We start from the raw sequence: 14479 nt of genomic DNA, 5'->3' as shown, positions 1-14479 counted from the left end.
TGCTTACGTCACTTCACACAGGCGTGCTTTGCCTATGTCGGCAAGGCTTACGGCCCGCGCGTGCTGCACTCGATCGGATCCTTGCAATCGCCGCTGGTCGCCCGGAGGGCATTGGTGCCGTCGGTTTGCGGTGCGACCAGCACGGTGACGGTGCTGTCGCTGTAAACCACTTCACCAGCGGTGCTGGCCGGCGCGGGCTGCGGATCAGACGGCGTGGCGACGCGGGATGCATCCACACCGACCGGAAGGCCGATCACGTTGTTGCCGGCACTGAGCACGGCGCCACGAACCACGCCGTTGAGGTCGTTGACCTGGACGTAGCGCAGACCGGAACGCTCGAACACGTACACGTGGTAATGCGGGCTTGCGCTGACGTCAGTCGCGTTGGGCCACGATTGGCCAAGACCGGTGGCAGGCGGCAATCCGTCCGCGTGCGCCGACATCGAGGCAACCGGCAGAAGAAGCATGGCAGACAGCAGGAGAGGGGTTGCGGATCGCATGGGAAACTCCTTTGATTTGACCGGGAACCGGCGCCGCGTTTGTCGGAACGGTGCCAGTGAAGTTGCGTTACGCCCGTCCCGGACTCCGGAACGGTGCGCCGACGGGCACACTCTCCACGAAATCCAGCGCGAAATGAGTAGTGCTGCCGATTCCGCATAACTTTGGTACGTCAACCTGTGCTCGCTTCGGGGAGTGGCACGGGACGTAAATAGCGGAAAGCGCTGTCAGTTACGGGGCAAACGTAAGGCAGGCAACTGACAGCCATGCGGGAGAGTTAAGGCTGAAGCATGCACCGGCATGCGCCCCGCCTATGCGCAGCTGCGGCAAGAATGATGCGCAAAATTTTACGCCAGAGTCTTTTAATGCGACTCATTCTCAGTTACATTGCGCCACGGAATCGTTTACGCCTACGCGGCATCACGGAACAGACCCACCCACAGGCCAGCATCGAAGGCTTGTAAGGCAGCGCGTTCCTGTCGCGTTCCCGCACCGCCCTTATCTCCGGCGGCGGTCAGCCAACAGGAAAATTCAATGATCCACCGTCCCCGGCTCAAGCGAGCCGCCCTGTGTGCGCGCGCCTTTTGCGTCAGCGCCCTGCTCGTCAGCCCCACGCTTTTCGCCGCCGAGGACATCAGCGACGAGGAAAAGAAGAAGGCAGCCACCGCGCTGGACGCGGTAAAGGTGTCGGGCGTGACCGAGTACGGTTTCGTGGCGCGGCAGACGGGCGTGGGCAGCAAGACCGACACCCCGCTGATTGAAACGCCGCAGTCCGTGTCCATCGTGACTCGCGAAGAACTGGACGTGCGCAACGTACAGACGCTCGTCCAGGCAGCCGCCTATTCGCCGGGCGTGCAGTCGCCCTATCCCGATCCGAACGGCAGCTGGCTGTATTTCCGGGGTTTCTTCTCGTCGCAGTATCTGGACGGCCTGCGCATTCCGTACAGCAGCGGCGGCGGCGCCGCCACGATGCAGACGGAAATATGGGGCATCGAGCGCGTGGAAATGCTGCGCGGCCCGGCGTCGGTGATGTACGGCCAGAACGCGCCCGGCGGTATTTCCAACGTCGTGAGCAAGCGCCCCACGCTTGATCGGGTGCATAACGTGCAGCTTCAGGCCGGCTCCTACGGCAAAGTGCAGGGCGCGTTCGATGTCGGCGGCCGCATCGACGATGCCGGCGTTTACCGCTATCGCATCGACGGCCTGGTTCGCGATGCCGGCACCCGCTTCGACCACGGCCGCAACGACCGCCGCTTCATTGCACCCAGCATCTCGTGGAACCCGTCTGACCAGACCAGCCTCACGCTGCTGACGCAATACCTGAAAGAAGACCTCACGCCACGCAACTGGTTGCCGGGCGAAGGCACACTGCTGCCCAACCCCAACGGCAAGGTCTCGGTGCACCGCTACACGGGTGATCCGGCGTTCAATCAGTACACCCGCGAACAGACGGCGGTGGGCTACGCGCTCGATCACCGTTTCACCGACTGGCTGAGCCTGAAACAGAATTTCCGCTACACCGACGTGCACGTGCACACACGCTCGGTGGCTCCGGGTTTCAATGGCTTCTCCGGTACGTCAAAGCGCCTGATGTCGCGTACCGCCAGCGAAGCATGGCGCGAAGGCGAAGCCACCGCGCTGGACACCCATCTGGAAGCTGATTTCGCGACGGGCCCGCTCGATCACCTGCTGATCGGCGGCGTGGATTACTCCTACTACAGCGAATCGGCCGCCAGCCGCAGCGGCACTGCCACGCCCATCGACGTGTTCACGCCCGTTTACGGCGCCGCGCTTCCCTCGACATGGACCATCGGCACGCCCACCCGCCAGACCCAGCGTCGTACGGGCAGTTACCTTCAGGATCAAATCTCGTACGACCGCTGGCGCCTGACCCTGGCGGGCCGCTACGAAGATGTGTCCACGCAGACCATCAACCGCGCCACGGGCCTGACCACCGCGAAGTTGAATGACCATGCGTTCACCACGCGCGCTGGCCTCCTGTACCTGGCCGACAACGGTCTGGCGCCCTACGTCAGCTATTCGGAGTCGTTCGAGCCCTTGAGCGGTGTGGATTTCTACGGTGCGCCGTTCCAGGCCACCAAGGGCAAGCAGAACGAAATCGGCGTGCGCTACCAGCCGGTGGGGAGCAACCTGCTCCTGTCCGCCGCACTGTTCGATCTGCGTCAGGTCAACAACCTGATGACCGATTACGATCCGACACATACCTGCAATGGCGGCGGCCCGCTCAGCTGCTCGGTGCAGTCCGGCGAATACCGTTCGCGCGGTGTGGAGCTTGAGGCGAAGTACAGCGTCAACGATGCGCTGAACCTCACGGCCGCCTATACACGCAACAACTCCAGCTACACGAAGGCGAACCTCGACGTGCAGGGCAAGGAGCCCACGGGCCTGTCACCGAATGCGGCTTCCGTATGGGCCAACTACACCGTGCAGGCCGGCCCGCTTGCAGGCCTGGGTTTCGGCGGCGGCGCGCGCTACACGGGCTGGATGTGGATGGACAGCGCCAACACGCGCAAGATCCCTGGCTATACGCTGATGGATGCCCTCCTGCGTTACGACATGGGCCAGCGCGTCCCTGCCCTGCACGGCATGCGGATAGCGCTGAATGTCACCAACGTGCTCAACAAGGAAACCTTCCCGGGCATCTGTTCGGTCAGCTATTGCCTGTACGGTGAAGGACGCACCGTCAACGCAACGCTCGATTACCGATGGTAAGCCGCACACGGATCTGGCCTGGCGTCGCTTCGCGCGCCGTCGCGGCCATGGTAGGCGGATACGCGCTGGCCGCCGCGTTTTCCGCCTTCGTGGCCGTGCTTCCCGGAAACCGGGCCGAACTGACGATGACCGGACTGCTGCTTTCCTTCGCTGTGTACGCGTGCGCCGTGATCTGGGTGTTCGCCGCGCGCACCGCGTGGCGTGCCTGGTTGGGATTGATCGTGCCAGGGGCGTGCCTTGCCCTGGGCCTGTGGCTGTTGTTACCCGGTAACCCTGCATGAAAAACGGATTCCGCCAGTCCATGGCGTGGCTGCATACGTGGTCTGGCCTGCTGGTCGGCTGGATTCTCTTCGCGATCTTTCTGACCGGCACCGCGGCGTACTATCGCGATGAAATATCGCGATGGATGCGGCCCGAGTTGCACGCAGGCAGCGCCATCACCCCGGCCGAAGCCACGGCTGCCGCCGTGACATTCCTAAGGAAACGCGCGCCGGATTCAACCAGCTGGATCATCGGCCTGCCCAGCGCGCGCGAGCCGGTGCTCACCCTCTACTGGCACGATCCGGCGGTGCGCCGCTTCGCCAGCGCCGTGGTCGATCCGGCCACAGGCAAGCAGATCAGCGCACGCGACACGATGGGCGGTGAGTTCTTCTACCGCTTTCATTTCCAGCTGCATATGCCGCCCGTCTGGGGACGCTGGATCGTGGGCTTCTGCGCGATGTTCATGCTGGTGGCGATTATTTCCGGCGTCATCACGCACAAGCGCATCTTCAAGGACTTCTTCACCTTCCGACCCGGCAAGGCGCCCCTGCGCTCGTGGCTGGATGCCCACAATGCCACCGCCGTGCTTGGCCTGCCCTACCATCTGGTGATGACGTACAGCGGCCTGGTCACGCTGATGTTCATGTACATGCCGTGGGGTATCTCCGCGGCCTATCCCCAAGGCAGCGACGACTTTTTCAGCCAGTCACTGGGGACGCCGGTATCCGTGGAAGCCTCGCACCAGCCCGCCGCCTTGGGTGATGTTGCCGCCATGGTTGCCAGTGCAGCGAAGGCATGGAATGGCGCGCCCATTACACGAGTGAATGTGCAGCATCCCACCGATGCAGCGGGACGTGTGGAAGTCATCGAAGGCAGCGGCAATCGCCTCAACCTCGATGGGCGATCCATGACTTTTGCCAGCAGCGACGGTCACCTGATCCATGCCTCGCAGGGGCAAACGCATGCCGGCGCCGCGCGTGGCGTGATGTATGGCATGCATGTCGGTCGCTTTGCGGGGCCGCTGCTGCGCGTCTTCCTGTTCCTGTGCGGACTGGCTGGCAGCGTGATGGTGGCCAGTGGCCTGGTGCTCTGGGCCATCAAGGAGAAGCAGAAGCACATCAAGACCGGCAGTCACTTCGGGCTGCGCCTGGTCGATGCCCTGAATATCGGCGCCATCACCGGCCTGTTGATTGCGATGGGCGCATTCTTCCTGGCCAACCGGATCATTCCCGCCTCGTACGCCGGCCGCAGCCATGCAGAGATCTACGTATTCTTCGCCGCATGGGCGACGGCTGTCCTTGCCGCCTTCGTGAAGCCGTCGCGGAAGATGTGGCAGCTACAGATGGGCGTGGCAGGCCTGATGTTCGCGAGCCTTGTCGTGGTGAATGCGCTGACCGGCGACGCGTCGCTGGTGCAGTCCATCACTGCACGCGACTGGCCCATGGCAGGCTTCGACGTTGTGACGTTCCTGCTGGGGCTGCTGTTCGTCTGGACGTCGTACCGGATCGGGCACTGGACGCCTCCGGTCCCGCGTCGAAATGCCCGTGCGGAGGTCACCGCATGAGCGTGGTGGCCCTTGCCTACGTGGGATTCGTGGCGCTGATGATCGCGATGGAAAAACACCATGAAGAACTGATGCAGGCCAGGCCCACTCCGGCACGTCGCCGCGTCTGGCGCTGGGCGGGCTGGGCGGCGCTGTGTGCGGCCATGGCGGTGGCGATGTACCGCTGGGGTGGCCCCGTCGGCTTCGTGGCGTTTGCCATCGGGTGCACGGTCGCGGCGGTGCTACTGGTCTTTGTGGTGCTGGTCTTTTGTCCGCGCTGGACGGTACCGCTTATGACAGCCGCCGCAGTAGCCACGGCGGTACTGGTGCCACTGGGTGTTTAGCCGCGGGCGTTGGTGGGCTTCACGGGCGGAAGCATGCGCGCGTCACTCAAAGCGCGCCGACGTGTGCCTGTCGTGACCGTCGTACTGGCCATGTCGTGCAGAGAGCGAGTCGTCAGATCTTCGGTATCCGTCCTGGTGTGCGTATTGACCGTGTGGCCCGAGGGCAGATTGCCCTGGTGTGTGCGGAACACATCCATGGCCTGCAATGGCTCGTTGCCGGTGTGCTGCAATACCGCCTTCATCGTGGGCGGCACCAGATGCTGCAACCGCGAGTCGCTCATCATTTGTGCGCCGGTTTCCCACTTCAACCGCTCCCGGCCTTCCTGGATGTGATCGACGAAATTGTCAAAATGCGGTGCCTGGCGAAGATCAGCGTTGCCGGTCAGCGCGGAATGGCGCGGCGTTGAAAGCGCAGCGACGTCACCCTTTACGGTATGGAACTCGGTCGACGGACTGACCATGTGCTTGATGGTCGCCAGTGAGCCCATGATGGCGACGTCCTTGAACCGCGACGGAGACGCATGATCCTTCAGCGTTGTCTCTACGGCCTTCTCGCGTGTGGTGTCGCGCGTGCCATGTTCTGTGGTGATGGCTCCCAGCGTGCCACCCACCAGCTTTGACTTGATCGCGGGCGTATGGCCGCCAACAGGTTCTGAAGAACCGTGCGCGTTGACCCACGCCAGGTCGGCGGTACGCGAACGGCTGGAGAACACGTCTTCCGCTTCGCTCTTGGTTATGCCCCCCCAATGCGTGGGGTCACGCAGCATGCGCGTGGGCACGTGCTCATCAAGGCCGGTTCCCACGAAGCTCTGCTTGGCGCCCGCCTTGCTGGTGAGCGTCTTGTCTGCCTTGACGCGGATCGCACGTGCGGCCATGGCCGTCTTCTTCGCGGCAGCCGTCATGCGTTTGGCCCAGTCTACCCGCTTGCGGACAAGCTCTTTGGACACACCGGGAGCCAGACCCGTTTCGGCAAGATTCGCCATGCGTTGCAGTTTGATGCCCTTGATCACGAGCTTCAGCGAGCTCGGCTTGCCTGTCTTTTTCATGGGCGACAAGGCTTTTGAAGCCTTGTGCGCTGAGTGCTTCTTGGTATTGACAATCTTTAGCGGCGTGAGTTTTTTCACCATGATCGGAACTCCGTAGCTCTGCTTTTCAGGTTTACGGCTGCGCTACTTGTGATTCACCGTGAAGCGGTCATAGCGATCCGGATGCGCAGGCGTCACACCCGACGGGCTCGCATACGTGTGCACCTGGTATTCGCGACTCTGCGGGCGTCCGTTCGGATGAAACGAATCCACGATCACCAGGCTGCCTCGCCTGACCAACGGTGTTGCCGTCGGAAAATGCGTATCAAGTTGACTGCCGATACGGTTCTCGATTCTCTTGTGTGCACGCAGATTGACGTTGCGATGCTCGTTGATCAGGTTGTTGGGCGAATTGGGGCCACCAAACGTATCGGGAAGAAGATGCGATTTGTGGGTCAGCATCGCGCCGTGGCTATGAGCAGGATTGAGAACGCCGATGTTTTTCAGTGACTGGCGCGGGGCATTGGTTGGCCTGCGCCTGAGCGTGCCAGACACGAATGCCTTGCTGATGGCCCTCTTCCCATGGAAGAACACGAACTCCTTGCGCGCGCCGAAACCCCGCGAATTACGGGTGATATTCGCCTGTCGCTTGAATGCTTCGTAGCGTCGTTGCTGGATGGAGGTGTGCGTCACCCGGACTTCGGGGCTCCCATCTGGCGTCGCACGCACCTTGAATGACTTCCATGCCCTGCTGCCTGGTCCTTTCATGAATCACTCTCCTTGCCGGTCGCCGTCGCTGCCGAACAGGTCCGCCATCTCGATACGGCCGCCTGAGCGCACATACATTTCCTGATAAAGCTCCGCTGCATTGAGGTGACCCCACTCCACCGCACGGCGAACCAGATAGGGCACCGGGCTGTGCGGTTCGATATGCATGAGGTAGTCCGCGATTTCGGCCAGCGCGCGGTAGGCGCGTGCGCGCTCTGCGGTGGAGTTGATGTCTGCGCTGCCGTCATCGTCATCCACGACATCTCCTTCCGGCTCATGGCCATCGTCATCCGCCGCCATGGCAAGCGGTGCATCCGTAACGGGCGTGCTCTTGCCACGCCGCATGAGTTCGGCCTTGAAAGGCGCTTCCATCCTGGCCAGAAGATCGTCGATCCTGCCCAGTGAAGGAGCATCGTTGCCCAGGTGTGCACGCAAAAGCGTTTGCAGACCTTCGATGGCAATACGACCGGCTGCCAGTTGCTCCTGTTTTGTTTGCAGGTCGTCGCTTCTGGAGCCTTCCACTATCTGGCGCAGTTCGCTGAGCGTGAGGGCGTCCCGTGCTTCATCCGGAACGTCGCCGTGCACGCCGCGCAAGCGTTCGTAGAAGTGAGCCCGCTCCCAGTCCGACCACGTGGCACGTTGTTCTTCGTTGTCCACCAGCGGCACCAGCGAGACCGTGGTGATCAACTTCTCGTTCAACCAGCGGACGACGTTCGCGCGTGCTTCGAATTCGCCGTCAACGGCCTGCGGATGAAGTTCGACCCACCAGCGCTCGCACAAGTCGTGAATCAGACCGAAGCAAGGGGCCAGTGCCGCCAGGCCGCGTTCGTGCAGTTCAGACTCCACGAGCCATGCCGCCAGCTGCATGTCCTTCCCCACAACATTCAGGGCATTGACGATCATGTGCGACACACGTGACCAGTCGGTGCGCTTGAGTTCCTGAGCCCACGCGCCCATCGGCAGCGAGGGATCATCGCTTTGCCGGGCATGCCCGATGGCGCGCCATGCGGTGGTGCCGCGCAAGGGCAGCCCTGTGGGCAAGGTGCCATCCAGCGGCGTGAGCAGCGCTTCACGCGAAACACGCAAATGGGTCGCAAAGTAATCCGGCTCCCTTGCGGCATCCATTGGATGGGCGGAAGCGGATGTCACGCTATTGGCATCAGGCATGGCGTTCGATACTCCTCGGCAGGCGAAAGGTCACCACAGCACGGGTGCCTCGCGCGGGAAATTGGGGGGAGCCAGCGATACCGGCGCGTGGGTGGCCGCATCCGATCCGCCGAGCTTGAGCGTCAGGTAGAAGTCGGCAGCAGTGCGCGATCCTTGACTGTCCAGGACCGGCACCTGGAAACGCAGGAGCTTCTGGTCCGGGTCCAGCGCATTCGCCGGGCCCGCCGCCGCGTAGGCATCCATTATGCGCAACAGCGCCCAGGAGCCATTGACGCGGAAGGTAGCGTGATAGCCGATGACCGACAGATCCGGCTGCGCATCGTCGGCCACGGGCGTGAAGCGCGACCGATCCGCCCATTGCAGGTCCAGCGACAGCGGGTCGCCCACGTGCCATGTAAAGGTGGTTGCCGTGCCCGGCCACGCGGCCGGTGGCTGGTCGCCGCCCGTCAGGGTCCATGCGATCAGCTGATTGCTGACCGGCGAATCGGCAGCCTGCGCACGGAACCCGACCTGCACATCGACCGGACCACTTTGCGGCGTAAGCAGCAGATTGCTGGCGAAGAACGTCTGTGCCGCATCCAGCTGGCTGATGAAGGCCTTCATGCGATCCGCACGATCCCCCTTCGCATGCGCAAGCTGGGCGACCAGTTCCGGCTTCTCCTGCGCGTAGTACACAAAGAACCCCTTCACGATGCCCGGTGAAAGCTCGCGCGAGTCGGCCTTGCCGAAGGGATAGCGGCCCGCCAGCTGGCTGTTGAACAGCATGCCGATGCGCATGTAATGCAGGTCGATGCCCGCCTGACCGTGGTTGGCGCAGGCGGCGCGCCCCATGGATTCCATCGCGCTGCGCCGTGCAGAGAACAGGTCGTTGCCAACCGGCGCCGATACGTACGTGCTCCAGGTGGAATCGCAGGTGGCCGCCGTCAGGTTGGCCAGTTGCTTCAGGAACACATCGTTCAGATGCGCTGCCTGGCCAGCCGGATCGGCGAACTGCACCGCACGGTTCAGCTCAGCGATGGTGTTGCTCCAGTACGTGTCGGTCTGCGAGTTGCGCCGCTGGGTGTTGTTGACGCCCTGGGTCTGTTTCAGCAGCGACACGAACGGCGCCGCGTAGCGTGCCAGCACCTGCACGCGCTGAAGCTGGCGATCCAGATAGTCCTGAAGTACCGGCGTAGTGCCCAGGTCGAACAGCGGCGAGCCGTCTCCCTCGGTCGACTGTCCCGGCGGATCGTACAGATGGCTGGCCGACGCCAGGCCCGACACGTCCAGAAGCATGCTCGAACCGTAGTTCTGCGCGCACTGGCCCATTTCATCGGCAAGATTGTTCAGACCCAGCTGACGCATGCGTTGCTGGGCCTGCATCAGCGGTGGCAGCGCGGCTGCGAGGTCGGCGCTTTCCGTGGCCAGCTCGCGATCAATCTGCGAGGTCGCGTCCAGTCCGGTATCCACCGGCTGCACTACCGTACGCAGATTCCGGGCAAGCGCATCCTGTAGAGCCATGTCCAGCTGAGCGCGCGCAAGACGGTCATACAGGGGCTGGTCCGCCGCGGGTGTCAGCTGGCTGATGTTCTGCTGGCTGGCAAACATCTGGTACTCGCGAAGATCGGACAGCAGCGGATCGAACGTGCCCGGACGCCAGCCACCGGCCGCGCCATTGCAGTGATACGGCTGCGGTGACTTCACCTGCATGTAGCCCACGTCGGCCAGCGCGCGCAGACCCGCCGCTTCCCGGTTGAGGCCCGGATTGATGCCTTCGAGCTGATGCGTGGTGGGATTGACTACCAGCAGCGCACCATACGGTGCCACGCTCGCTGCGCGCAGGCCGTCCAGCGCGGGCTGATAGCACTGGGTGGCATTGAAGCGGTCCAGCGTGGCGCGCAGGGTCGGGTCATAAAGATGGTCGCGGATCAGCGTCTGGATGCCGGGCGCAATCTCCGCACCCATGCGCGTGCACGGGTTGTCTTCCGGAGTACTGAGCAGCCACGCGCCATGCACCCAGTCCAGCCAGCCGTTGAAGCTGCGCAGGGTGTCCAGTACCGGTGGCTTGCCTTCCTGCAACGAGGAAAGCAGTGATACGCCCGAGCCGGCACGCCGCAGAAGATCACTCTGGGCCTGCGCTGCCATGCGATCAAACTGCTGGGCCAGCCGGGCGCGCAGCTCGGGTGTGACCTTCGGTGGATCGGCATATGTAGCCTGCAACAAGGCATCGGAAAGCGGGCTGTCGACCTTGAGCGTCTTGTCCGGCAGCGGCTTGCCGTACACGTATTCGGACAACGCGCCGAAATCCAGCAGCAGCGAGCGCTGTTCCACGGCACCTGGCTGGGCGATGTTGACGAAGCGCTGGAGGTTTTTCTCCAGGACCGCCAGTTCGGACAACTGGGCCTTCAGCTGGTCCTGATCGTTGCGATACGCCGCGCTGGGCTCAGTCATCGACTCGGACACGTTCAGTGTCGTGGCCGTCAGCGCGTCGATCTTCTTCTGGAGATGGCAGGCCAGGGACGGCAGCACCACTTCCTGCAAGGCCTGAGTCGACACGACGTCGGCCACACCGTGATTGATGCGCCTGTCGACCCACGACAGCGGAATGGCCAGGTAGCGGGTGTTCTCGTTGAGCGAGGTTACCTGCTCCACCAGCATGTAGACGCGGGCCTGATCCAGACATCCCGGCTGCTCGGTGACTTTGCTGTTCACCGAGATGTTGACCACGGTGTCGCGAAGGATCTGCGCATGGCGATTTACCTGCGCCGCGCTCCACGGCAGCGCCACGGCCAGTGCCACCGCAACGGCCAGACAGCCCAGCTGAAGCCTGCGAATCAGGCGGTTGCGCGCAAGCAGTCCCTTCTGCGTGCGCACCGCAAGACGCCGTTCGGCCAGCGCCTTGAAGCCAACCAGTTCGGGCACGAAAGCGATGTCCTTGCGCACGCCGCCACCGGGCGCAACCGGCTCGGGGGCACCGGTGAAGTACAGGCCCCGGCAGAATGAGCGGGTGTCATAGACGTTGGGTTTGAACAGCGCTTCGAGGAAGGTGAGCAGCGGGGCCTGGAGGCTGCGCATGTGCTGCGGGAACAGAAAGAATCCGTCGGCGTCCTCGATATGATCCTTCGTGGTTGCGGCATCCAGCACCAGTGCGCGCATGCCGTCGATCACCTTGTCGAACGCACGCGGCACCCACTCCGACGGCAGGCCATTGTCGTCGATGGTGGGACTGGACCAGCCGATCATCTGTTCGCGCAACGCCGGGTCCTGTGCCTTCCAGAACGCGTTGAAGCCGGGCAGCACGTCGCACTGGCTGACCACCACGTACACGGGTAACGCGTATGCGATGGCGTCCTGCAATTCGTGCACGCGCGCATACGCGTAGCGTCCCAGAGCCAGGCGCTCGTCGTCGCTGGCGGCAAACAGGCGCGCGGCGGAAATGACCCAGACGATGCCGTCCACGGCGCGGTCGGGGCGCAGCGTGTCCAGATCGGCCAGCATGTCCGGCCAGCGCGCATCCGCCAGCGATTTGGGGCCGGGCACCGGCATCACCGCGTGGGTGTCGATCAGGATGCCCTGATCGAGGAAATACCACGAACTGTTGGCCACCGCCGCCGACAGGAACTTCTCCTGGCGCGCGTCGCGCCGCTGCGGCGCGCGCTGCATGGCCGTGGGCACCGATGCGGCGATGCTGCTCTTGCCGTCACCGGGGAAGCCGAGCACGAGCAGCCACGAACTGTTGTACCGCCAGTCCCGTCGCGCCAGAACGTAGCGTACCGCGCGGTCGATCACCGCCCAGCGGCGCCGCACGTTGTCACGGAAACGCACCCACAGGCTCTGGCCATCGCGGCCCGTCTTCGGCATCGCCGCCATGGGCCGTGCGCGTGCGCGCCACATCAGCCACGCTGCGATGATGAACGCGATGCCGGCGAGCACCACCACCACGATGAAGACCGTGCTCATGGATGAGTGCGTGGTGACCGGCGCGGTCATTTCACCCCCCCGATGGTGTCCAGCAGCGACCAGGTCAGCAACAGCCACACCAGTGACGACAGCACCAGGTAGATCAATGCGCCGTACGCCACGCCCCGCAGCCACGGCGACAGCGCCACGCGGGTATTGTCCCGGTCCACCACCACCGTGTATTCGTAGGCCTGCGAAAACGCGCGCGCCGCCTCCGCGCCCAGTCGGCGGCCACTGGCCAGCGGATAAAGGCGCGTGCGGCATTCGCGGATGCGAGGGTTTTCCTGGCCATCGTGGCGCCGGTACATGCCCTGAAAGCCGAGCTGCAACGCGATCAGCAGCACCGCCGCCAGGTCCGCATCAAGCACTGTCCGCTCGCTGACACCCATCAGGTCGTTCACGAATTCATAGAAGCGGCGTCCCGCGAGCCGGGTGCGTTCCACGGCGTACTCAAGCATGTGTTCGGGCCAGTGCTCCGCGCCGGGCCACTGAAGATCAAGGATGAATATCTCATCGGCCAGAGCCACCATCACATAACGTGCGCGACGATACGCGCGCAGTTCCGCCTCGGTGGCTGCGGCCACCACATCGCGGGATTGCCGGTCCAGCACACCGAGCAAACGCGTCGACACCCGTTCGGCCAACTGGTGCGCATCAATGGCCGCATGCGGGTCGTCCGGCTGCAGCAGGCGCACCAGATCCCCGCTTTGCGCGGCAAGCTTGATCTTCGCCACTTCCTCGTAGAAGGCGGCGAAGCGGGCAAGCAGGAAGCTCGGGCTGGCGATGCTTGTCACCATGGCGTCAGCGGGCGGCCTCGCGCGGCAGGTATAGCGTGATGGCCGACGGCACGTCGCTGTCCGGCTCGCCCAGGATCACCAGCGTCTGTCCATCGGAGATGAAGTGCCGGTTCGTACCTGCCGCCGTCTGCATGCTGCCGTTGCTCAGCTCGTACACGAACGCACCGGCACGCAGATTCAGCGCCGTGACCTGCGCGGGCGTCGCAGCATGAATGGACGCGCCGGTCATGCGCTGGCGAACCAGCGTGTAGATCAGCGACTCACTGCCGATGCGCGCGCTGGTCATCCACTCGTTGAGCTTCGCCGGGAGCTGCCCCTGACGCGGCGTCACTTCGATCAACAGATTGTCCGTGGCGATGCCCGCAGGCAGATCGCAATGGAAACCCGAGGCCCCTACCCGCCTGAAGTCCAGCACGCGGTAGTCCGCGTTGAGATGAGCCAGCTGCTCGCGTATGTAACTGATGGCCTGCTGGAACTGCGGCAGGCAGTCATTGTGATCGTAGCCCTTCATCGCAGGCGGCTGCCGCGCGCCGGCCGTTGCCGCTACAAAGCCCACGAGTTGGGAAAGCGCCAGATACATCTGCCAGGGATGGGTGGTGCCCGCGTGCAGCAGCGCGTCAAATGTCGGCAGGCCCATTACCAGATAGCGCGCGGCCTGAATCTGCACGCTCGCCTCTCCGTCATAGCGCGACTGGCCGCGGTCATCCACCCGGACGCCCAACAGCTCGCGGTACTTCTGCCACAGCGCATCGGAAAGCAGGCTCAGCTGCCTTTGCAGCGCCGACTGGCCGAGAAAGCCCGACGCGTCGGTTCGCAGCATGGGGGGGTGGAACGGTGCCAGGTGCACACCGAGGGAATCGCCAAACAGGCGCAACAGTGGAAACGAACAGTAGCTGCGCGCGACGGTGGCTCCCGCAACCAGGCTCATGCACGGACGCATGCGGTCGACGATGATGTCGTCCTTGCCGGTGTTCTCGTCCGACTCCGGAGCACCGCGCTCGATGGTGTAGCGCTGCATGTCACCGACGGAACTGGCCGCGCCCTTGCCACGCACGGGCACGCGCACGTGCACAACGACTTCCGGCTGCGAACTCCAGTCGTGATCCTTCAGGTCGAGCATGAGGTCAAACGACTCGAAGTAGCCCGGGTAGTCGATCAGCAACCCGTCGGGCATCACACAGCGCAGACGCGAAAGCTGTACGCGCCCCTTGCTCAGTTCCGTGGCATCCAGTGCCATGTCCAGCACGCCCCATCCGTAGGGCTGCAAGAGTGCAAGGCGCTGCTGCAACAACTGGTTCCAGAAGATGTCGTTCTGCTGGAAGTGCTGTGGCGAAAGCAGCATGCCCTCGGACCAGGAGACGGCCTCGGGCAGCATGGGTGTTGTATCAACGACGGCGCTCATGG

General features: G+C 63.7%; 11 protein-coding genes. 4 read left to right on the top strand and 7 right to left on the bottom strand.

Annotation, left to right across the window (positions count from 1 at the left end; genetic code table 11):
* Positions 1-47 precede the first annotated feature (47 nt).
* The gene (locus tag FHW69_RS13355) at positions 48-500 is read right to left on the bottom strand and encodes a hypothetical protein (protein WP_255494800.1); all 453 of its coding nucleotides are present in this window, start codon (positions 498-500) and stop codon (positions 48-50) included.
* Between the two features lie 532 nt (positions 501-1032).
* On the opposite strand from FHW69_RS13355, the gene FHW69_RS13350 reads away from it, so the two are divergent.
* Genes FHW69_RS13350 through FHW69_RS13335 form a run of 4 tightly spaced genes read left to right on the top strand, consistent with a single transcriptional unit; the run spans position 1033 to position 5379 of the window.
* The gene (locus FHW69_RS13350) at positions 1033-3231 is read left to right on the top strand and encodes a TonB-dependent siderophore receptor (protein ID WP_183423583.1); all 2199 of its coding nucleotides are present in this window, start codon (positions 1033-1035) and stop codon (positions 3229-3231) included.
* Positions 3225-3512, top strand: a complete 288-nt coding sequence (locus tag FHW69_RS13345; protein ID WP_183423582.1) for a DUF3649 domain-containing protein — start codon at positions 3225-3227, stop codon at positions 3510-3512. Before FHW69_RS13350 ends, FHW69_RS13345 begins: the two co-directional genes overlap by 7 nt.
* Positions 3509-5056 carry a PepSY-associated TM helix domain-containing protein gene (locus tag FHW69_RS13340; RefSeq protein ID WP_183423581.1) on the top strand — a complete coding sequence of 516 codons (1548 nt, stop codon included), beginning with the start codon at positions 3509-3511 and terminating at the stop codon, positions 5054-5056. The genes FHW69_RS13345 and FHW69_RS13340 overlap by 4 nt, the downstream gene beginning before the upstream one ends.
* Positions 5053-5379, top strand: a complete 327-nt coding sequence (locus FHW69_RS13335) for a DUF3325 domain-containing protein (protein WP_183423580.1) — start codon at positions 5053-5055, stop codon at positions 5377-5379. The genes FHW69_RS13340 and FHW69_RS13335 overlap by 4 nt, the downstream gene beginning before the upstream one ends.
* On the opposite strand, the gene FHW69_RS13330 is transcribed toward FHW69_RS13335, so the two are convergent.
* The 6 genes from FHW69_RS13330 to tssK all read right to left on the bottom strand — a co-directional run bounded on the left by FHW69_RS13330 (position 5376) and on the right by tssK (position 14477).
* Positions 5376-6425 (bottom strand): hypothetical protein, encoded by a 1050-nt coding sequence (locus tag FHW69_RS13330; protein WP_183423579.1) that lies wholly within the window; start codon positions 6423-6425, stop codon positions 5376-5378. The genes FHW69_RS13335 and FHW69_RS13330 overlap by 4 nt on opposite strands.
* A gap of 123 nt (positions 6426-6548) precedes the next feature.
* Complete coding sequence (locus FHW69_RS13325; RefSeq protein ID WP_183423578.1) at positions 6549-7172, bottom strand: hypothetical protein; 624 nt, start codon at positions 7170-7172, stop codon at positions 6549-6551.
* Positions 7173-7175: 3 nt separating this feature from the next.
* Positions 7176-8339: a type VI secretion system protein TssA gene (gene tssA / locus FHW69_RS13320; protein WP_183423577.1), complete on the bottom strand. Its 1164-nt coding sequence runs from the start codon at positions 8337-8339 to the stop codon at positions 7176-7178.
* A 30-nt stretch (positions 8340-8369) separates the two neighbouring features.
* The gene (locus FHW69_RS13315) at positions 8370-12278 is read right to left on the bottom strand and encodes a type VI secretion protein IcmF/TssM N-terminal domain-containing protein (protein WP_183423576.1); all 3909 of its coding nucleotides are present in this window, start codon (positions 12276-12278) and stop codon (positions 8370-8372) included.
* Positions 12279-12304: 26 nt separating this feature from the next.
* Positions 12305-13075, bottom strand: a complete 771-nt coding sequence (locus tag FHW69_RS13310) for a DotU family type IV/VI secretion system protein (RefSeq protein ID WP_183423575.1) — start codon at positions 13073-13075, stop codon at positions 12305-12307.
* A 4-nt stretch (positions 13076-13079) separates the two neighbouring features.
* Complete coding sequence (gene tssK / locus FHW69_RS13305) at positions 13080-14477, bottom strand: type VI secretion system baseplate subunit TssK (RefSeq protein ID WP_183423574.1); 1398 nt, start codon at positions 14475-14477, stop codon at positions 13080-13082.
* Positions 14478-14479 lie beyond the last annotated feature (2 nt).

Source organism: Luteibacter sp. Sphag1AF, assembly GCF_014192715.1.
In the GTDB taxonomy this organism is placed as follows: domain Bacteria; phylum Pseudomonadota; class Gammaproteobacteria; order Xanthomonadales; family Rhodanobacteraceae; genus Luteibacter.
The sequence above is the reverse complement of the archived record's forward strand: the minus strand, read 5'-3'. Positions and strand labels throughout refer to the sequence as shown.

Coding starts and splice junctions, on each gene's coding strand:
- FHW69_RS13355 (WP_255494800.1), bottom strand. CDS start 500: ATGCGATCCGCAACCCCTCTCCTGCTGTCTGCCATGCTTCTTCTGCCG.
- FHW69_RS13350 (WP_183423583.1), top strand. CDS start 1,033: ATGATCCACCGTCCCCGGCTCAAGCGAGCCGCCCTGTGTGCGCGCGCC.
- FHW69_RS13345 (WP_183423582.1), top strand. CDS start 3,225: ATGGTAAGCCGCACACGGATCTGGCCTGGCGTCGCTTCGCGCGCCGTC.
- FHW69_RS13340 (WP_183423581.1), top strand. CDS start 3,509: ATGAAAAACGGATTCCGCCAGTCCATGGCGTGGCTGCATACGTGGTCT.
- FHW69_RS13335 (WP_183423580.1), top strand. CDS start 5,053: ATGAGCGTGGTGGCCCTTGCCTACGTGGGATTCGTGGCGCTGATGATC.
- FHW69_RS13330 (WP_183423579.1), bottom strand. CDS start 6,425: ATGAAAAAGACAGGCAAGCCGAGCTCGCTGAAGCTCGTGATCAAGGGC.
- FHW69_RS13325 (WP_183423578.1), bottom strand. CDS start 7,172: ATGAAAGGACCAGGCAGCAGGGCATGGAAGTCATTCAAGGTGCGTGCG.
- tssA (WP_183423577.1), bottom strand. CDS start 8,339: ATGCCTGATGCCAATAGCGTGACATCCGCTTCCGCCCATCCAATGGAT.
- FHW69_RS13315 (WP_183423576.1), bottom strand. CDS start 12,278: ATGAGCACGGTCTTCATCGTGGTGGTGGTGCTCGCCGGCATCGCGTTC.
- FHW69_RS13310 (WP_183423575.1), bottom strand. CDS start 13,075: ATGGTGACAAGCATCGCCAGCCCGAGCTTCCTGCTTGCCCGCTTCGCC.
- tssK (WP_183423574.1), bottom strand. CDS start 14,477: ATGAGCGCCGTCGTTGATACAACACCCATGCTGCCCGAGGCCGTCTCC.